Source organism: Microbacterium sp. LMI13-1-1.1, assembly GCF_040815625.1.
Taxonomy (GTDB): Bacteria; Actinomycetota; Actinomycetes; order Actinomycetales; family Microbacteriaceae; genus Microbacterium; species Microbacterium forte.
The window spans coordinates 37,205-55,290 of the sequence record NZ_JBFPNL010000005.1 but is presented as its reverse complement, the minus strand read 5'-3'; the positions used below and the strand labels follow the sequence as shown (position 1 = coordinate 55,290).

Genomic DNA, 18,086 nt, shown 5'->3' with positions numbered 1-18,086 from the left:
TTCCGGAATATGCTTCTGATCTGGTCGAAAAGTGCTCGATTCTGCGGTCTGAATGTCGGCGGCCCCGAGTTGGATGGAGTCATGTCATCCCGCACTCGCGCCCTCCTCGATCAGGTCGTCGCCGACCTCGATCGGGTGCTGTCCGATGACGCGCTCGCCGGATTGTCCGACGCAGAACGGGTGGAGGTGCTGCAGGCGGCGGGCGCAGCGTTCCGTCGGGTCGAGGCCGTGGTGGTCGAGACGATCGCGACGGGGGATGCGGTGGAGTTCCCGCATTCCACCGGATGCCGCACGCAGAGCGAACTGCTGCAGCGCACGCTGCTGACAGACCTGCGCGGGGCGACGCGCGTCGGGAAGGTCGTCGACCTGGTGCGGCGGAGGGTGAACCTGGTCTCCGGTGACCGCATGCCTGCACGGTGGCCGGCGCTGCGAGAGGCGATGCTCGACGGTGCGATCGGAGTCGCTGGGATGCTCGCCGCAACCGAGTCGATCGAGAAGGTGTCATATCGCATCAGCGCCGCTGACCGGCTCGACGCCGACGAGTGCCTCGCCCGTGCGGCGAGGGGCGTCAGGCCCGACCCGCAGGCCGGCCCCGGCGCAGAGGTGCAGGGCCCGGCCCCGACGCTCGACGAGCTGAAGCTCCTTGCAGAGACGTTGGTCTCGCTGCTCGACCCCGACGGAGACGAGCCCGGCGATGAGCCTGCCCGCCGCCGGGGGATCACCCTCGGGCGGGTACGCGACGGACTGCGGTCGATCAAGGGGTACCTGACGCCCGAGGTCGCGGCCCAGCTCGAGCTGATCCTCGATGCGGTGAACAACCCCAAAGGCGACGGTCCGCCGATGCCGGGCGTGGCGTTCACTCCCACCGATTCGGGCGCGGCCGACGACGACGATCCGTACAACTCTGATCCGCGTGCCGTCATCGATGACCGCACGGCGGCGCAGAAGCGGCACGACGCATTCGCCGTCGCCCTGGCGATCGCCGCCCGACACCGAGACATGCCCACTCTCGGCGGCGCGTCCCCGACTCTGGTCGTGACGGTGGATGCGAAGGACCTCGAGAACGGCACTGGGCGCGCGAGCGTCAGCGGTGCGTGGGGACAGCTGCCCGCGAGTGTCGCCTCGCACGTCGGATGCTCGGGGACGATACAGCGGGTCCTTCTCGACGAGGGTCGGATCATCGGGATCACCACGACGGATCGGGTGTTCTCCGTGCACCAACGCCGCGCGATCATCGCGCGCGACAGGGAATGTCTCATTCCGGGGTGTCACGTGTCGGCGTCGTGGTGCGAGATCCACCACGTCACCGAGCACGCCAGGGGTGGGCCGACGCATACGGACAACGGTGTGCCGTTGTGCTGGTGGCACCACCGAAGTCTGGGCACGTCCGGGTGGGAGATCCGGATGGACGACGGCATTCCGCAAGTGCGGGGACCGGCATGGTGGGACCCGGCACAGCGATGGCGCACCCCGCGGCTCAGTCTTCCGGAAGCGTCGGCCCTTGCTCCCGCCGGATGATTCGGCGTCCCGGGTGAGAGGTTCAGGAGACCTCGCCGAACTCCAGCGACTTCTCGTCATCGACCGACAGCGACAGCACCACGGTCTCGACGACCGGATGCGCCTCGATCTGCTGTTCGATCGCGCGCAGGCTCCGGGCCACATCGTGCTCGCGGGCGTCTCCGGTCAGATCGACCTCGGCCACGATGAAGAGTCGGTTCGGGCCCACGTACTCGATGTGCAGATAGGTGAGCCGCTGGATCTGCGGCGACGAGAGCAGTGCGCGCCCGACGCGATCGCGCAATGCGGGCGACGCGTTCGAGCCCACGAGGAACGCGATGTTGCGGCCGATGAGGATGACCGCGACCACCCCGAGCAGCACGCCGACGAGGATCGACCCCACGGCATCCCACGCGGCGACTCCGGTGATCTGGTGCATCGCGATCGCACCGGCCGCGATCACCAGTCCGATCAGGGCGGCCATGTCCTCGAAGAACACCGCCCGCAGCGTCGTGTCGCTGGTCTCGAGCACATAGTCCCAGGTCGACGATCCGCGCTCGCGCGCCAACCGTCGCGACTTCACCATCGCCTGCGTGAACGACGCACCCTCGAGCACGAAGGCGATGCCGAGCACGGTGTACGCCACCCCGGGGCTCTCTACGGGGCCCGTCTCGGCGAGTTCCTGCACGCCGTGCATGATCGACACGATCGACCCCGCGGTGAAGATCCCGAACGCCGCGATCAACGACCACACGAACGCCGCACGTCCGTAGCCGAGCGGATGCCGCTCATCCTTCACCCTCGCGCCCCGGCGGTCGGCGATGAGCAGGAACACCTCGTTGCCGGCATCCGCCCACGAATGCGCCGCCTCGGCGACCATCGACGCCGAAGACGTGATCACCGCAGCGATCGTCTTGGCGATCGCGACGAGGATGTTGGCGAGAAAAGCGATGATGACCGTCACGCGGTCAGGCTACTCCCGCATCGCCTCTCAGCCGCGCTGCGTCGCCTTCACCGGCAGCAGCAGCAGGAACCCGGCGATCAGCACCAGCACGATGCCCAGGATGCCGTACGACGTCGAGCCCGAAAGCACGATCAGCAGAGTCCAGGCGCCCGATGCCATCCAGCTCGCCGCCCGCCCGGTCGTCGCATACAGGCCGAAGATCTCTCCCTCGCGCCCGGCAGGTGTGATGCGGGCGAGGAACGACCGCGACGCCGCCTGGGCGGGGCCGACGAAGGCGCAGAGCACCAGACCGCCGATCCAGAAGACGACCGTTCCGGCATCCACCAGGAAGAACACCGCGAGGCCTGCGACAACCATGGCGGCGAGGGAGACGAGGATGATCCGCTTCGGGCCGAAGCGGTCGTCGTAGCGCCCGGCGATGATCGTCGAGACGCCCGCGATGAGGTTCGCGGCGATGCCGAAGATCACGAGGTCGAGGAAGCCGAAGTCGAACACCTGGCTGGCGATCACGGCGCCGAAGGCGAAGACGCCGCCGAGCCCGTCGCGGAACACGGCGCTCGACAGCAGGAACCAGAACGTCTGACGAGTGTCGGGGTTGCGGTACAGGCCGACGACGTCCTTCACCAGCAGGCCGTAGGAGGCGAAGAAGCCGACCTTGCGTTCGGGGCGTCCGAGCGACGGCTCCGGCACGTTGAGGAAGATCGGGATCGAGAAGACGATCGCCCAGAGCGCACAGGCGACCGCGATGATGCGGAACGGCAGTCCCGCGTCATCCGGCAGGCCGAACCAGTCGAAGACGTAGAAGACGACGACGAGCACCAGTGCGAGGATGCCGCCGATGTAGCCGAAGCCCCAGCCGAGGCCCGAGATGCGCCCGACGGTCTTCGGGTTCGCGATGCCGATCAGCATGGCGTTCGAGTTGACCGCGGCGATCTCGCCGAAGACGGACCCTGCCGAGATCAGCGCGACGCCGAGCCAGAACAGCGTCGGCGTCGGTTCGACGAACCACAGGCCGAGCATGCAGGCGACGAGCGCCCCGGTGCCGATCCCGAGCCAGAGCTTCTGGCGCCCCGCGGCATCCGCGCGCTGACCCAGCACCGGTGCGATCAGGAGGATCGCGATCCCGGCGATCGTCGACCCGAGGCCCAGACCCGAGGCGAGGTCCGCCTCGGCCGCCTCGCGGATCGGGTCCTTCGCGTCGAGGCCGGCGATCTCCGCCGGAAGGAACGCCTCGGTCGTGAGATACAGCGCCGTGAAGATGAAGGTGAGGATGACGGTGTTGAAGGGCTGCGTCGCCCAGTCCCACAGCGCCCACGAGTAGACCTGCTTCTTCGGTGCGGGGGTCTCGCCGCGCAGGTCGAGGCCGATCACGCCGACCGCGCCGCTGTTCGCCGTCGCGGCGGGCTCGGGCACCGCGCCGCTCTGCGGGGATTCGCTCATGATCGCAGTCTGACGGCGCGCGGTGAACGGACGGTGACGGCGCGCCGCACGTCAGGGGTGGGGCATCGGCTCGCGCAGCGTCCGCGCGTAGTCCTCTTTGAGCACGGCCAGGTGCAGCCATGCCTCGATGCGGGTGACGCCGGCCAGCGACCTCAGCCGCTCGAGACTCGCGTACAGCGCCCCCGCAGAAGGCTCGACCAGCGTGGCCACCGCGTCGAAGCGCCCGAGGGTGCGGGCGGCGAAGTCGATCCCTCGCCCGGTCTTCAACTCCTCGATCACCGCCTCGTCGTCGTGGTTGAGGTTGAGGCCGACGCCCATCGACAGCTGTCTGTGCGCGAGGCCCCTGGCCTCCACAGCGCTGATCTTGATCACCCCGCCGTCGATCAGTCGCTGCACCCGGGTCGCGACAGCCGAGGGAGAGAGGCGCACGGCCTCGCCGAGTGCACGGAAGCTCATGCGTCCGTCGGACTGCAGCCGTTCGATGAGGCCTTCATCGACCGTGTCGAGCGTGACGTCACCGTGGTACTCCGAGACGAAGAAGCCCTTCACGACGGTCGAGTAGATGATCGTGTTGATGTCGAGCACGCCGTCGATCGCTCGGATCTGCGCCAGCAGGTCGTGCAGATCCGCCATGGTGCCCAGGCGCACCTCGGTGACGAGATCGTGGGCACCGCCGACCGCCGAGACGAGTACGGTCTCGCTCATGTCGCGCAGGTGCTCGGCGACGATCTCCACGGCCCCATCGGTGCGGATCGACACGTGCGCGAGCACGTGCTGACCGAGGAACACCGGATCCACCGCTGCCACGACGCGCACGGTGCGGTCGTCGAGCATCGTGCGCAGTCGGGCGGCGACCGCGGCTCTCGACTGTCCGAGGCGCAGCGACAGCGAGCGGATGCTGGCGCGACCGTCTTCCTGAAGAGCGCGGATCAGTTCGGCGTCGAAATCCATGGATCACCCATATTCGTCAGTTTCCCGCGAACGCGCCGCCGCAGGTGCATAACTGCAGTGTAAGAGCCGTTGCGGCGGTTGGGTAGGCGAATAGTGCGTGATCCAGCGAGCACAACATCAGTGAATCACGCTTCACACTGGAGTTCTGACCTTGTCCTCGCGTCCACACGTCCGTAGCATCCTTCGCTATCCGACATCTTCCGCAAAGGAGCGGGCCACACATGACTTCCACCCACAGCAAGGCGCGACGCGCAGGCTTCGCCGCCTTCGTCGGCACCACCATCGAGTGGTACGACTTCTACGTCTACGCGACCGCTGCCGCCCTCGTCTTCGGTCCACTGTTCTTCCCGAGTGGCGACCGGCTCGCCGAGACCGCAGCGGCCTTCGCGACGTTCGCCGTCGCGTTCCTCGTCCGCCCGCTCGGCGGCATCATCTTCGGCCACATCGGCGACAAGCTCGGCCGGCGCACGTCGCTCGTCATCACGCTGCTGCTCATGGGCGCGGCGACCGTGCTCGTGGGCTGCCTGCCCACGTATGAGAACATCGGCATCCTCGCTCCGATCCTTCTGATCCTGCTCCGTGCCGTCCAGGGCCTCGCGGTCGGCGGCGAATGGGGCGGCGCCGTGCTGATGAGCGTCGAGCACGCCCCCGAGAAGTCGAAGACCTTCTACGGCGGCTTCACTCAGCTCGGCAACCCGGCCGGCGCCCTGCTGGCCTCGGGCATCTTCGCGATCATGTCGCGCGTCGGCGACGATTTCATCATCAACGGCGGCTGGCGCATCCCGTTCCTGCTGTCGATCGTGCTGGTCGGCGTCGGGTTCTGGGTGCGCTACCGCGTCGAGGAGACCCCGGTCTTCGAGACGAAGATCGAGGGGCGCAAGCAGTCGATGCCCCTGGCCTACGCGTTGCGCACCAACTGGCGTCCGATCCTGCTCGGCATCGGCATCCTGCCCATCTCGACCGGCGGCTACTACCTTGCGACGACCTTCGCCACGGCCTATGCGACGGGCGACCCGATCGCGATCGACGAGCGCGTGATCCTCGACGCGATGACGATCGCCTCCTTCGTCGAGTTCGTCGTGACTCTGCCGGTCGCCTGGCTGGGCGACAAGTGGGGCCGCAAGAACGTGATGTACATCGGTCTGATCACTTCGGTGCTCACCTTCGTCCCGTTCCTGCTGATCCTCCCCGGACGCGTCGAGCCGCTGATCTTCCTCTTCGCCTCGCTGGTGCGCATCGCGATGAGCGCGACCTACGCCCCGATCGCCGCCCTGCTCGCCCAGATGTTCCGTCCGCAGTCCCGGTACACGTCGATCGCGCTGTCCTACGGCGTGGGTGCCGCGATCTGGGCAGGGTTCTCGCCCTGGTTCGCGACGCGGCTCATCGCCTGGACAGGCAACATCTGGTCGGTCCTCGCGATGTTCACCGGCATGGCTGTGATCGCCGGCATCTGCACGAAGCTCGCCCCGCAGCACTCGGATGAGGCCCCCGTCACGGCATCCTTCACCGCCCGCACCGACACGACCGCGAACAGGCTGCCATGAGAAAGATCACTCCCTTCGACCGCTCCGCCCAGACGATCCCGCAGCTGTTCACGGCTCGCGTGATCCGGACGGTGGATGCGGATGCCACGACGGCGACCGCCATGCTCACCGATCGCGGCCGGATCCTCGCGATCGGCACTCCGGCCGAGTGCCGGGCCGCGGCGGAGCGCGCGGGGCTCGCACCCGACCACGTCGACCTCGGTGACGCGGTGATCGTTCCCGGCTTCGTCGATGCGCACGCCCACCCGCTGATGTTCGGGCAGCTGATGACGTGGGTCGACTGCGGACCCGAGAAGGCCGACAGCATCTCCGAGATCGTGGCGCTGCTGAAGGCGGCGGCGGTGGACGCACCCGCCGGACGCCCGGTGCGCGGCTACGGCTACGAGCAGCGCAACCTCGCCGAGAAGCGGCATCCCACCCGCTTCGAGCTCGACGAGGTCGCCGCCGACCGAGAGGTCTACCTGATGAACGCCTCGGGCCACGGCGGCGTCGTCAACTCGTACACACTCGCCAAGAACGGCGTCGACCGTGACACGCCGAATCCCGACGGCGGCGAGTTCTTCCGCGACGCCGACGGCGAGCTGACGGGCGAGCTCTCGGATGCCGCCTGCAACATCCTCACCGGCGTGCACGGTGTGAAGATCGGCCACCACGGACCGAACTTCCACCTCGCCGACGAGCCGGAGGAGCACCTGCGTCAGCTGGATGCCGCCACGCAGCGGTTCCTCGCCGGGGGAGTCACCTCGATCGGCGACTGTCAGGTCACCCGACGCGAGTTCGACATGTATCTGCGTCTCGCCGAGGCCGGCCGCCTCGAGCTGCGGGTGTCGATGTACCTGCTGTCGCACCTGCTCGACGAGGCGCTCGAGATGGGTCTCGTGGGGCAGTTCGGCAACGCCCACCTCAGCTTCGCCGGCATCAAGCTCTACGCCGACGGCACGCTCGGCGGCTGGACGGCGTACTTCCCCGACGGGTATGTCGGAGACCCCTGCCGCACCGGTCAGCTGTATCACGAGCCCGCCGAATACGCGGCGCTGATCAGCCGGGCGCACGCGGCGGGCCTGCAGACGGCGACACACGCGCAGTCGCCGACGGCGATCGAGATGGTCGTGTCGGCGATCGAGGCGGCGCTCGCCGAGCGGCCCGACTCCGATGCGCGGCACCGCATCGAGCACTGCGGTCTGCCGACGCCCGAGCAGATCGACCGGATGGCGGTCTCCGGCATCCGCCCGGTCAACCAGACCCAGCACTACTTCAACTGGGGCGAGGGCGTCGAAGAAGCGATCGGCACCCCGGGCGAGCGCTTCAACCCCCTCGGCGAGTTCGAGAGGGCGGGGGTGCCGTTCACGATCTCGTCGGATGCTCCGGTGGCCGAGCCCATTCCGCTCGAGGCGATCCAGACGGCCGTCACCCGCGTGACCCGTCGGGGGCACAAGCTCGGGCCAGACGATCTGCGGGTCTCCGCCCTCTCGGCTCTGCGCGCGCACACGATCGAAGGCGCCGTGTCGATCGGCCGCGAAGACGACCTCGGCTCGCTCGAGGTCGGCAAGTACGCCGACTTCGTCGTGCTCTCCGACGACCCGCTGGCCGTCGACGCCGAGGAGATCTCGTCGATCGCCGTGCGCGAGACGTGGGTCGACGGCACACGCCGTCACGTCGGCGCCGCAGTCATGGTCTCGGCATGAGCGAGGATGCCACCATGACAGACGACCGCTACGCCGATACCGCCGACCGCTACGCCGATACCGCCGGTCGCGCGGTGCTCGAGACCATCCGCGCCTACGGCGTCGATGCGATCTTCGGCATCCCGGGCACGCACAACCTCGAGCTGTACCGCCCGCTCGCCGATCTCGGCATCCGCGCGGTGACGAACAGGCACGAGCAGGGCTCGGGCTACGGCGCCGACGGCTGGGCGCAGCAGACGGGTCTTCCCGGTGTCGTCATCACGACCTCCGGCCCCGGTCTGCAGAACGCCATGAGCGCGATCGGCACGGCGTTCTGCGAATCACGGCCGCTGATCGTGCTGTCTCCCGGGGTGCCGCTGGGCGCCGAGTTCGCCGATGTCGGCACCCTGCACGAGACGAAGGATGCCACGGCCATGGTCGGCGCGATCGCCGAGTGGTCGCGCCGAGTGTCCAGCGCCGCCGAGGCGGTCGATGCGGTGCACGACGCCTTCACGCTCTTCCAGACCGGCCGCCCCCGCCCCGTGCACATCGAGATCCCCCTCGACGTGCTCGAGGCCCCGGCCGATGTCCCCGCGGAGGCGCGCCACCCCAGGGTGATGCCTCCGCGGGTGTCGGGTGATCCGTCAGCTCTCGCCGATGCCGCACGTCTGCTGCAGGGTGCGCAGCGGCCGGTCATCGTCGCGGGTGGCGGGTCGGTCGATGCCGCGCACGAGGTCACCGCACTCGCTGAACGCCTCGGTGCCCCGGTGCTCACCACGCTCAACGGCAAGGGCGTCGTCGACGAGCGGCATCCGCTGTCGCTTGGCTCGAACCTGCGTCTCGCTGCCGCCCGCGAGGTGGCCGAAGACGCCGACGTGGTGCTCGTCATCGGATCGAAGCTCGGTGAGGCCGAACTCTGGGCTCCGCGGTTGGAGGCGCGCGGCGCCGTCGTGCGCATCGACATCTCGCCTCTGCAGCTGAACAAGAATCTCGACGCGACCGTGGGGATCGTCGGTGACGCCGCCGCGGTGAGCGCCGCCCTGCTCGCGCTGCTGCCCGACGAGGGCAGGGCAGCTCGAGACCTGACCATCGAGCGCGCCGCGATCGAGGCAGAGATGCGCGACACCGCCCCCGAGGCGGTCGCGCTGGCCGAGCTCATCGCCGACGCTCTCCCCGATGACGCGATCGTCGCCGGCGACTCCTCGCAGATCGTCTACATGGCGCTCGGCAGCGTGCTGCGCTCGCAGCATCCGCACTCCCTGCTCTACACGCCCACCTATGCGACCCTCGGCTACGGCCTTCCCGCCGCGATCGGCGCCAGGGTGGCGCAGACCGCGCATCCCGTCGTCACCGTGATCGGAGACGGTGCGCTGATGTTCTGCGTCAATGAGCTCGTGACGGCCGTCGAACAGCGGCTCGACGTCACCATCGTGTGCGTCGACAACGGCGGCTACGCCGAGATCCGTCAGAACGAGGTCGACCGAGGCATGACCCCCATCGGCGTCGACCTGGTGCAGCCCGACTGGGCGGCGCTGGCGACCGCCTTCGGCGCCACCGGGCGTCGGGTCGACGACCGAGACGACATCGTGCCGAGCATCCGCGACGCCATCGCCGCCGGCGGAGTGCAGCTCGTGCACATCCCCACGCAGAGACAGGACTGATCATGACCGAGAACGTGGGCCCCATCGACGCCTCCGTGAACCCCCGGTACTCCGGGATCGCGACCTTCGCCCGCCTGCCGCGGATCGAAGACGTGCCCCGCGCCGACATCGCCGTCGTGGGCATCCCCTTCGACTCCGGCGTGAGCTATCGCCCCGGCACGCGCTTCGGCCCGTCGCACGTGCGCGAGTCCTCGCGGCTCCTGCGCCCGTACAACCCCGCTCAGGACGTGTCGCCGTTCGCGATCGCGCAGGTGGTGGATGCCGGTGACATCCCGGTCAACCCGTTCGACCTCACCGAGGCGGTGACCGAGGTCGAACGCGCCGCGCTCGCGCTCGGCGAGCAGGTGCAGCGCATCGTCACGATCGGCGGCGACCACACGGTCGCGCTGCCGCTGCTGCGGGCGGTGGCGGCGAAGCACGGCCCGGTCGCCGTGCTGCACTTCGACGCCCACCTCGACACCTGGGACACCTACTTCGGCGCCCCGATCACACACGGCACGCCGTTCCGCCGCGCGAGCGAGGAGGGGCTGATCGACCTCACCGCGAGCTGCCACGTCGGCACGCGCGGGCCCTTGTACTCGAAGCAGGACCTCGAAGACGACGAGCGCCTCGGATTCTCGATCGTGTCGAGCGAGTACATCGAGGAGCACGGCGTCGAGGCCGGCATCCAGCGCATCCTGCAGCGCATCGGAGACAGGCCGCTGTACGTGTCGATCGACATCGACGTGCTCGATCCCGCGCACGCACCGGGCACCGGAACACCCGAGGCCGGGGGACTCACGAGCCGCGAGCTGCTGCGCATCCTCCGTGCCCTCGGAGACAGCGACATCGTGGGCGCCGACGTCGTCGAGGTGTCGCCCGCGTACGACCATGCGCAGATCACCGGCATCGCGGCGAGCCACGTCGTGTACGAGCTGGTGTCGCTGCTCGCCGCCCGTATCGGCCGCAGCTGACTCGGCCGCAGCTGACTCGGCCGCAGCCGACTCGGCCGCGTCGGGGACACCCCTCACGCATACGATGCCGCGAGCATCTCGGCGAAGAGCTCTTCGGCGTCGCGCTCGACGCGGCGGCGGGTGAACCACTCGCAGATGTTGACGCAGTCGCGGTGCAGCAGGTCGAGGCCCTGGGGGTTGGCGATGATGTCGACGATCTGCGGCAGGTCGATCACCCGCACGCGACCCTCGTGCACCAGCAGGTTGTAGGCCGAGAGGTCGCCGTGGGCGAAGCCCGCCGCGGCGAAGATCCGCATGAGATCGACGATCTGATCGTAGAGACCGGCGAGCTCGGTCCGGTCGCTGCGCACGGCCGCCAACCGGGGCGCCGCGACTCCTGACGCGTCGCCGATGAACTCCATCAGCAGCTCGGTGCCGTTGACCTGCACGGGGTAGGGCACCGGCGCGCCGAGCTCCCACATGCGGCACAGCGCGTCGAACTCGGCGAACGACCATTGCAGGGCGGCGACGGCTCGGCCGTGTTCGGACTTCTTCGCGAGGGCTCGGGTGTCACGGGTGTTCCTCGTGCTGCGGCCCTCGGTGTAGACGCCCGAGCGGTGGAAGCTGCTGTGGTCGGAGTCGCGGTAGCGCTTCGCCGCGAGCAGGGTGCGCTGGGTCGGGTCATCCGGCACCGCGCGCTCGAGCAGGAACACGTCCGCCTCCTTGCCGGTCTTGAGGATGCCGAGTTCGGTGTCGAGTGCGCCGGCGCTCGTCACCACCCATTCGGGCCAGGGGAGCGGCCCTCGCTCCGACGGGGTGATCGCCGGCCAGGTGGTCCAGCGCTGGTGCTCACCGGGTTCGACGTCGGCGAAGGTGGGGACGGAATCGAAAGGGGATGCGTCGAAGAAGGAGGACGAAGAGGATGCTTCGGAAGAAGCGAAGAGATCAGACACGATGTGGCTCCGAGAGAGGGAGGCCACGCGCGGATCAGGAGCGAGAGGCCTCGAGAGGAAGGATGTCGGCGAGAGGCACGACAGAGACGGTGTTCATGTCATCCACTCCTCTCGCTCTGGCCTTCCGGGAGAACCCGGTGCGTCGTCGAGCCTAGGGGGCGCGGGCGGATGCTGTCCAGACCCGGATCTCCCGGTCTCATCGCAGTCCGGACGAATGGTCGGATGCCCTGGACGCCGCGTCGGGCGACCGGCCTCCGCGCCTGGGAGTGTTGAACCATGACCACGACCGCGCCCGTACCCGTGACGACCGCCCGCACCGAGAGCATCCGCTACGGCGGACTCATCGTGCTGATGCTGATGGGGTTCCTTCTCGTCACGGCCGAATTCCTGCCCAACGGCGTGCTCACCGAGATGGCCGACGCCCTCGGCGTCACACCAGGGCAGGCGGGGCAGACGGTCACGGTCACCGCGCTCGTCGGTCTGATCGTGGCGCCGACGGTGGGGCTGATCTTCCCCCGTCTCGACCGGCGCTCGCTGCTCGTCTGGATGGCGCTCGCCGCAGCCGCGTCGAACCTCATCGTCGCGATCGCGCCCAACCTGATCATCGTGCTGCTCGCGCGGTTCCTGCTGGGTGCGGCGATCAGCGCCTTCTGGGCGATGTCGATCACGGTCGCCGTGCGTCTGGCGGGCCCGGAGCACCTCGGGCGAGGCGTCATGTTCACCTCCGCGGGTGTGTCGCTCGCGACCGTCGCGGGAGTGCCCCTCGGTGTGATGCTCAGCGAGATCGTCGACTGGCAGACCGTGTTCGCGATCGCGGGCGTCCTCATGGTGCTGCTCGCCGTGGCGCTGCGGTTCATGCTCCCGTCGGTCCCGGCCGAGCAGGGCGCCAGCATCTGGCTCCTCGTCGACACGCTGCGTCGTCCCGGCATCGGGCTCGGCATGGTCGGGCACGTGCTCGTCGTGCTCGGTCACTTCCTCGCCTACACGTACGTGCGACTCGCGCTCGAACGCATCCCCGAGATCGAGCCGTCGACGATCATCCTGCTTCTCGCCCTCTTCGGGCTCGGAGGCCTCGCCGGCAACCTCGGGCTCGGGTTCTTCATCGACCGCACCTTCGGCTTCTTCGCGGTGTTCGCCCCCCTGGTGATCGCCGCGTCGGTGCTGTCGATGATCTTCCTCTCGGGGTCGGTCCTCGGCATCGGCATCGTCGTGCTGGTCTGGGGTTTCTTCTTCTCCTCGTGGCTGCTCGTGATCAACACGTGGGTGGGGCATCGCTCGCCCGACCGGCTCGAGGCGGGCGGAAGCCTCGTGGTCGTGGGATTCCAGGGAGCGATCACGATCGCCGCCGGAGTCGGCGGACTGCTCGTCGACACCCTCGATGTCGAGTTCGTCTACGTGCTCGGGGCCGCGTCCCTGCTGGTCGGCGCAGTGCTCTTCGGAATGTCGAACCGCAGGAGCGTCGCGGCGGCGAAGCGCGCCTGAGCGGCGGGCAGGGCCGGCTCAGGCAGGGACGGCGGTGAGCTGCGTCGCCCGCCAGACCGACGGAGTCATCCCCGTGCGGCGGCGGAAAGCCCGGCTGAAGCCCTCGTCGGAGGCGTAGCCCAGTTCGCGCGACGTCTCGCTGACCGAGCGGCCCTCGCTCAGCATCCGCTTCGCCGCGTCGACGCGCACCTCGGTGACGTAGTCGGCGGGCGAGCGGCCGATCGCGCTGCGGAATCGCTCGGCGAACACCGAGCGCGACATCGCGCCGACGCTCGCGAGGCGTTCGACCGTCCAGTCGCGGCCGGGCTGCTCATGGATGGCCTCGACGACGCGGTCGAGGAACGGGTCATTCGACACGGAGGGCCAGCCGGCCGGCGCGCAGCCGTTGGCGGCCCATGCGCGGATCACCGAGAGCAGCACGGTCTGCGCCATCATCCGGCAGATCACCGGGTCGCCCTGGCGTGACGGGCAGGTCGTGGGATCGGTGGGGCCCATGCTTCCGGCGAGTGCGGCTGCGGCCGGTTCCAGCGCGGCGAACGACATGACGGTGATCGGATCGGGAAGGAGCGCGGCGATCATCGCGGCGCTGTCGGAGAATTCGAGGTCGACGACGACGAGGTCGGTCACCCCGTCGGCTTCGAGGGCGATCGACGAGCGGCCGAGCGTCAGGAACGCGTCTCCGGCGACCAGGTTCGCGTGCAGCGGGCGATCGTCCACCGCGACGATCTGCGCTGCGGGGTCGACGTCGAGGCGGCATCCGGTGGTCAGCGGGGGATGCCCGTGCACCGAGCCCGAGGCGATGTAGACGAGGGTGGCCGAACCCGAGGGGATCGGCAGGAGCCCGCCTGGGGCGAGGGCGACGCGACGGGCGATGCCGACGCGGAGGTCGACGGAGTCGAGCACGTGCCCGAGGGCTGCGGAGTCGACGGTCACCATGCCTTCGGCAACACCCGGGGGCGCATAGCTATTCCGGATACGCTGGACGGACCCCCACCCGAGGAGTCCCGTGTTCCGCACACCCGACCGCCTGTTCCGAGTTCTCGCGATCGCGGAGGCGATCACCTGGACCATCCTGATCTCGGCGATCATCGCCCGTGCCACAGGTGCGCCGGGAATCGTCGTCACGATCGGCGGTGGCATCCACGGGTTCGTGTTCCTCGCGTACGCGGCGACCGCCGTGCTCGTCGCGCTCAACCAGCGCTGGCACCTCGGCGTCGCGATCCTGGCCGTGGCGAGCGCCATCGTCCCCTACGCGACCATTCCCATGGAGATCTGGCTGCATCGCACCGGCCGCCTGGCCGGCGAGTGGCGGCTGGAGCAGACGCAGGACCCGCGCGATGCGCGCTGGTACGACAGGCTCATGCGCTGGTTCCTGCGCCGCCCGTGGGTGCTGGCGATCCTGCTCGTCGTCGGCATCGTCGCGCTGTACGTGATCCTGCTGCTCGTGGGCCCGCCGGGCGGCAAGTGATCTCCTCCCGGCGTCAGCAGAGCGGATGCCGGGCGGCCGGCGTCACTGGATGACGACGGCGTTGCTGTCGATGACCTCGGCCATCGTCGCCTGCAGGTCGCCACCGGTGCAGTCGACGATCACGTAGAGTCCGACACCCGTCGCGGTGAAGGCCCGTGCGGCCATCGCCCATCGGCGTTCGCCCTCTTCGCCCACGACCTGGCGGTTCTCGACGTCGGCGTTGCCGCCGACCTGATAGCTGAACGACCCCGTCGTCGCGAGCGGGGTGATCGCGGCGGCGTCCGCTTCGCCGAGGATGACGGCGAGCATGGCATCCGAGCTGACGCTGTCGTCGCCGGCCACGGTCGGCACATCGGGGATCAGCCCCTGCCAGAACTGGGCCGTGCAGGTGTCGTCGACCGTGCCGTACGTCCAGCCTCCGTTGCCGTCGTCCGGCTTGACGATCTTCCAGCCGTCGTCGGCGATGAGCCCGTCGCCCCACTGGATGTACGCCTCCGAAGGGATGTCGGCACCGTCTGCGAAGGTCATGGTCGATGGCAGGTCGCCGGAGGGCTCGTCCGAGGGCTGCTCGGACGGGATCGCGGTCGGGGAGGGCTCTGGCCCGTCGCCATCCGGCACGTTCACGGGGATCTGCGCATACAGGCAGCCGCTGAGCGGCAGCGCGGCCAGCGCGATCACCGAGAGGGCGGCGAGGCGGACGAGCTGCGGGGCCTGCGAGATGCGCGTCATGCCGGTCAGCCTAGTCGCCGGTATGCCGGCTGATTCAGTGCGCCGTGGCGATGCCGACCGCATCGTGCACCATGACCGACGCGACCCTCGCGCCCGCGCCTGCTGCGACGATCAGCTGCTGGGGGCCGGGGATCGCCGCATCACCGGCGGCATAGAGCCCCGGGATGTCGGTGCGGCCCGACCGATCGGTGACGAGGTGCCCGTCGTGGTCGATGGCGGGGGCGAACCCGTGCAGGAATGACACATCGGTCTGCCACTCGGGTCGCACGAAACCGCCCTCGACCGCGACGACGGTGCCGTCTGTCAGCAGGATCGCCTCGATGCGCCCGCGGTCTCCGACGAGCTCGGCGATCGGATACCGCAGCACGGCGACCCCCGTGGAGGCGAGCTCGGCCTCCTCCGCGGCCGTGACCGTGTCTGCGCCGAGGGTGAAGACGGTGAGGCTCTCGGTCCAGCGCGAGATGAGACGGGCGCGGTCGGCGAGGTCGGGCGTCTCTCCGATGAGGGCGAGTCGTCGCCCGCGCAGCTCCCACGCGTCGCATGCGGCGCAGCTGAACAGGCTGATGCCGTAGAAGCCCCGCAGATTCGGGACGTCGGGAAGGGTCTCGCGCAGGCCCGTCGCGAGCAGCACGCTCCGAGCGGTCACCACGTCGGTCGGGTCCTTGCGGCCGACGGATGCCGTGAAACCGGCATCCGTTCCCGAGTCTGTTCCCGAACCTGTTCCCGCATCCGTCTCGGCATCCGTCCCGGCATCCGCCGTGGGAGCCGATCTGCGGAGTTCGAGCACCCTGACGCGCGTGCGCACCTCGATGTTCGGGTACGCGGCGAGCTCGTCGCGGGCCATGCGGCGCAGCTCGTGCGGGGCCACCCCGTCACGGGTGAGGAAGCCGTGCGAGTTCAGCGTGGCGGCGTTGCGCGGACGGTCGGCGTCGACCACCAGCACGCGCATGAGCGAACGGCCCAGGTTGAGGGCGGCGGACAGCCCCGCAGGGCCACCGCCGATCACGAGCACGTCGTAGGTGTCCGTGTCAGTCATTCGCGCTCCCCGGAGAAGAGCGGTGACCGCCGTGTGACCGGGCGCGGATGCGCCGACCATGGCGGCGCCGCCGACGGACGCGCTCATCGGGCGAGAATCGGTCCGCTGACGACAGTCTGCCACCTCTTGACTGAGGGTCGCCTAACTCGGGCTGGTCCCGGCGTGCGGGCTGAGCGCGACCACGTCACCGACCACGACGACCGCGGGGGATCGCACCTGTCGAACCGCGGCGAGGTGGGCGATCGTGCCGAGGGTGCCGACCGTGACTCGCTGTCGGGCACCGAACCCGTCTTCGATGATGGCCACCGGGCAGTCGGCGCCGCGCGACCCCGCGGCGAGCACATGCGCGGAATGCCCGAGCGTGTTCACTCCCATCAGCAGCACGACGGTGTGGTCGCGTCCGCCCCCGAGCGCCTCGATCTGGTCGTGGGCGCTGGCCACGGTGAATGTCTCAGCGATGCCGCGCTGGGTCAGGGGGATCCCGGCGAGACCCGGCACCGCCACTGCGCTCGTGACGCCCGGGATGACCTCGACTGCGATGCCGGCGGCTTCGCAGAAGAGCTGCTCCTCGCGCCCTCGTCCGAAGACGAAGGGGTCGCCGCCCTTGAGCCGCACCACACGCCGGCCCTGCTGGGCCAGCGAGACGAGCAGCTCGTTGATGCCGTCCTGCGGCACCGGGTGATGACCGGGGAGCTTGCCGACGTCGATGACCTCGGCGTCGAGCTGCACTCCTTCGTCGGCGAGCTGTGCGAGCACGGCGCGGGCTCCGAGGCGGTCGGCCACGATCACATCGGCCTGCTGCAGGGCGCGCAGCCCCCTCAGGGTCAGCAGGCCGGCATCGCCGGGTCCGGCTCCGACCAGGGTGACCGTGCCGAGGGTCATGACTGTGCGGGCTCGGGAGTCAGTGCGGCCCCGGGGGACTGTGCGGTGAGCAGCTGCTCCGACGCCTCCTCGTATCGGGTGATGACGAGGTCGATCAGCGGCTGCGGCACGGTCGTGCCGTCGAGCAGGGGCGCGGTGACGCGTCGGCCCGGCGCCTGCCTCAGGGTGAGGTCGAAGAAGAAGCCGCGGGCGAGCAGGTACGTCGAGACGACCGCGTCGGGGTGCTCGCGCAGCGCATGGGGCAGGTCGGGCTCGCGTGCGGCGAGGTAGGCGAGCTCGACCCTTCTGCCGAGCCGCAGCGAGAGAAGAGACGCCATGGCTTCGGCATCCGTCAGCGAGGCGGGGTCGCGCGAGCCGGCGACGGCGAGGATCACGGGCGCATCCTCGGTGTGCGTCGAGTCGGCAACGGTCGAGAGCGTCTCGGACAGCCGTTCCGCGAGCACTTCGGCGAGCCGGGGGTCGGGGCCCATCGGGGCGCTGACCACGGCATCCGCCTTCTTCGCCGCCATGCCGTGCAGGTCGTGATGCACGTGGAAGCCGCGCGAGAGCAGCAGCGGCACGATCACGACGGGCCCGTCGATCGTCGGCAGCAGGTCGGCGGCATCGGGCTGCTGCACGTCGACGAAGGCGCTGCGCACCTCGACCTCGGGCATCGCTGCGGCGACCGCGCCGACCAGATCGGCGATGGCGCGGGCTCCCTCGGCATCCGAGGTGCCGTGCGACACGGCGAGGAGGATGGGGCGGCTCATGCAGGGACTCTAGGTGAGCCGTGTGACGGCGGTGTTTCGAGATCCTCGCCTCGACGCAGGTGCGGATGTGCGGTGTCGAGGCGTCCGATTCAAAAGTTGAGCCAGCTCGTATCAACTTTATTTGACAGCGTCCG

The 18,086-nt window shown here is 69.4% G+C and carries 16 protein-coding genes; 7 read left to right on the top strand and 9 right to left on the bottom strand.

From position 1 onward, the window contains the following. Positions 1 to 81: 81 nt before the first annotated feature. Positions 82 to 1,518, top strand: a complete 1,437-nt coding sequence (locus tag MRBLMI13_RS07080; protein WP_367821442.1) for an HNH endonuclease signature motif containing protein — start codon at positions 82 to 84, stop codon at positions 1,516 to 1,518. A gap of 22 nt (positions 1,519 to 1,540) precedes the next feature. Here the strand turns inward: MRBLMI13_RS07080 and MRBLMI13_RS07075 are convergent, their stop codons facing one another. The 3 genes from MRBLMI13_RS07075 to MRBLMI13_RS07065 are packed head-to-tail and all read right to left on the bottom strand — an operon-like array spanning position 1,541 to position 4,852. Then, a complete protein-coding gene (locus tag MRBLMI13_RS07075) occupies positions 1,541 to 2,461 on the bottom strand; it encodes a cation diffusion facilitator family transporter (protein ID WP_367821440.1) in 921 nt (306 codons plus the stop codon). A 27-nt stretch (positions 2,462 to 2,488) separates the two neighbouring features. Continuing rightward, positions 2,489 to 3,901 (bottom strand): MFS transporter, encoded by a 1,413-nt coding sequence (locus MRBLMI13_RS07070; RefSeq protein ID WP_042536853.1) that lies wholly within the window; start codon positions 3,899 to 3,901, stop codon positions 2,489 to 2,491. Between the two features lie 51 nt (positions 3,902 to 3,952). Continuing rightward, complete coding sequence (locus MRBLMI13_RS07065) at positions 3,953 to 4,852, bottom strand: Lrp/AsnC family transcriptional regulator (protein ID WP_367821438.1); 900 nt, start codon at positions 4,850 to 4,852, stop codon at positions 3,953 to 3,955. Positions 4,853 to 5,073: 221 nt separating this feature from the next. Here MRBLMI13_RS07065 and MRBLMI13_RS07060 point away from each other — a divergent pair, with 221 nt between their 5' ends. The 4 genes from MRBLMI13_RS07060 to speB are packed head-to-tail and all read left to right on the top strand — an operon-like array spanning position 5,074 to position 10,674. Continuing rightward, positions 5,074 to 6,396, top strand: a complete 1,323-nt coding sequence (locus tag MRBLMI13_RS07060) for an MFS transporter (RefSeq protein WP_367821436.1) — start codon at positions 5,074 to 5,076, stop codon at positions 6,394 to 6,396. After that, the gene (locus MRBLMI13_RS07055; RefSeq protein ID WP_367821434.1) at positions 6,393 to 8,081 is read left to right on the top strand and encodes an amidohydrolase; all 1,689 of its coding nucleotides are present in this window, start codon (positions 6,393 to 6,395) and stop codon (positions 8,079 to 8,081) included. The genes MRBLMI13_RS07060 and MRBLMI13_RS07055 overlap by 4 nt, the downstream gene beginning before the upstream one ends. Before the next feature lie 14 nt (positions 8,082 to 8,095). Continuing rightward, on the top strand, positions 8,096 to 9,721 hold the full coding sequence (locus MRBLMI13_RS07050; protein WP_367821432.1) for a thiamine pyrophosphate-binding protein: 1,626 nt from the start codon (positions 8,096 to 8,098) through the stop codon (positions 9,719 to 9,721). A 2-nt stretch (positions 9,722 to 9,723) separates the two neighbouring features. Then, complete coding sequence (gene speB, locus MRBLMI13_RS07045) at positions 9,724 to 10,674, top strand: agmatinase (protein ID WP_367821430.1); 951 nt, start codon at positions 9,724 to 9,726, stop codon at positions 10,672 to 10,674. A gap of 53 nt (positions 10,675 to 10,727) precedes the next feature. Here the strand turns inward: speB and MRBLMI13_RS07040 are convergent, their stop codons facing one another. Then, positions 10,728 to 11,606: a serine protein kinase RIO gene (locus MRBLMI13_RS07040; RefSeq protein WP_309691842.1), complete on the bottom strand. Its 879-nt coding sequence runs from the start codon at positions 11,604 to 11,606 to the stop codon at positions 10,728 to 10,730. A 276-nt stretch (positions 11,607 to 11,882) separates the two neighbouring features. Between MRBLMI13_RS07040 and MRBLMI13_RS07035 the strand changes: the two genes are divergently transcribed. After that, positions 11,883 to 13,088 (top strand): MFS transporter, encoded by a 1,206-nt coding sequence (locus MRBLMI13_RS07035; RefSeq protein ID WP_367821427.1) that lies wholly within the window; start codon positions 11,883 to 11,885, stop codon positions 13,086 to 13,088. A gap of 18 nt (positions 13,089 to 13,106) precedes the next feature. On the opposite strand, the gene MRBLMI13_RS07030 is transcribed toward MRBLMI13_RS07035, so the two are convergent. Next, a complete protein-coding gene (locus tag MRBLMI13_RS07030; protein WP_079113735.1) occupies positions 13,107 to 14,024 on the bottom strand; it encodes a helix-turn-helix transcriptional regulator in 918 nt (305 codons plus the stop codon). A 70-nt stretch (positions 14,025 to 14,094) separates the two neighbouring features. Here MRBLMI13_RS07030 and MRBLMI13_RS07025 point away from each other — a divergent pair, with 70 nt between their 5' ends. Continuing rightward, entirely contained in the window at positions 14,095 to 14,556 is a 462-nt protein-coding gene (locus MRBLMI13_RS07025; protein ID WP_367821425.1) for a DUF3817 domain-containing protein, read from the top strand. Between the two features lie 42 nt (positions 14,557 to 14,598). Here MRBLMI13_RS07025 and MRBLMI13_RS07020 read toward each other — a convergent pair whose 3' ends face one another. The 4 genes from MRBLMI13_RS07020 to MRBLMI13_RS07005 all read right to left on the bottom strand — a co-directional run bounded on the left by MRBLMI13_RS07020 (position 14,599) and on the right by MRBLMI13_RS07005 (position 17,952). Further along, a complete protein-coding gene (locus tag MRBLMI13_RS07020; protein WP_367821423.1) occupies positions 14,599 to 15,285 on the bottom strand; it encodes a hypothetical protein in 687 nt (228 codons plus the stop codon). 34 nt (positions 15,286 to 15,319) lie between these two features. Continuing rightward, positions 15,320 to 16,321, bottom strand: a complete 1,002-nt coding sequence (locus MRBLMI13_RS07015) for an NAD(P)/FAD-dependent oxidoreductase (RefSeq protein WP_414685963.1) — start codon at positions 16,319 to 16,321, stop codon at positions 15,320 to 15,322. A 141-nt stretch (positions 16,322 to 16,462) separates the two neighbouring features. Then, a complete protein-coding gene (gene cobA, locus MRBLMI13_RS07010; protein WP_367821419.1) occupies positions 16,463 to 17,203 on the bottom strand; it encodes a uroporphyrinogen-III C-methyltransferase in 741 nt (246 codons plus the stop codon). Continuing rightward, the gene (locus MRBLMI13_RS07005; RefSeq protein WP_367821417.1) at positions 17,200 to 17,952 is read right to left on the bottom strand and encodes a sirohydrochlorin chelatase; all 753 of its coding nucleotides are present in this window, start codon (positions 17,950 to 17,952) and stop codon (positions 17,200 to 17,202) included. Before MRBLMI13_RS07005 ends, cobA begins: the two co-directional genes overlap by 4 nt. Positions 17,953 to 18,086: the final 134 nt, after the last annotated feature.

Coding starts and splice junctions, on each gene's coding strand:
- MRBLMI13_RS07080 (WP_367821442.1), top strand. CDS start 82: ATGTCATCCCGCACTCGCGCCCTCCTCGATCAGGTCGTCGCCGACCTC.
- MRBLMI13_RS07070 (WP_042536853.1), bottom strand. CDS start 3,901: ATGAGCGAATCCCCGCAGAGCGGCGCGGTGCCCGAGCCCGCCGCGACG.
- MRBLMI13_RS07065 (WP_367821438.1), bottom strand. CDS start 4,852: ATGGATTTCGACGCCGAACTGATCCGCGCTCTTCAGGAAGACGGTCGC.
- MRBLMI13_RS07060 (WP_367821436.1), top strand. CDS start 5,074: ATGACTTCCACCCACAGCAAGGCGCGACGCGCAGGCTTCGCCGCCTTC.
- MRBLMI13_RS07055 (WP_367821434.1), top strand. CDS start 6,393: ATGAGAAAGATCACTCCCTTCGACCGCTCCGCCCAGACGATCCCGCAG.
- MRBLMI13_RS07050 (WP_367821432.1), top strand. CDS start 8,096: ATGACAGACGACCGCTACGCCGATACCGCCGACCGCTACGCCGATACC.
- speB (WP_367821430.1), top strand. CDS start 9,724: ATGACCGAGAACGTGGGCCCCATCGACGCCTCCGTGAACCCCCGGTAC.
- MRBLMI13_RS07035 (WP_367821427.1), top strand. CDS start 11,883: ATGACCACGACCGCGCCCGTACCCGTGACGACCGCCCGCACCGAGAGC.
- MRBLMI13_RS07030 (WP_079113735.1), bottom strand. CDS start 14,024: ATGGTGACCGTCGACTCCGCAGCCCTCGGGCACGTGCTCGACTCCGTC.
- MRBLMI13_RS07020 (WP_367821423.1), bottom strand. CDS start 15,285: ATGACGCGCATCTCGCAGGCCCCGCAGCTCGTCCGCCTCGCCGCCCTC.
- MRBLMI13_RS07015 (WP_414685963.1), bottom strand. CDS start 16,321: ATGACTGACACGGACACCTACGACGTGCTCGTGATCGGCGGTGGCCCT.
- cobA (WP_367821419.1), bottom strand. CDS start 17,203: ATGACCCTCGGCACGGTCACCCTGGTCGGAGCCGGACCCGGCGATGCC.
- MRBLMI13_RS07005 (WP_367821417.1), bottom strand. CDS start 17,952: ATGAGCCGCCCCATCCTCCTCGCCGTGTCGCACGGCACCTCGGATGCC.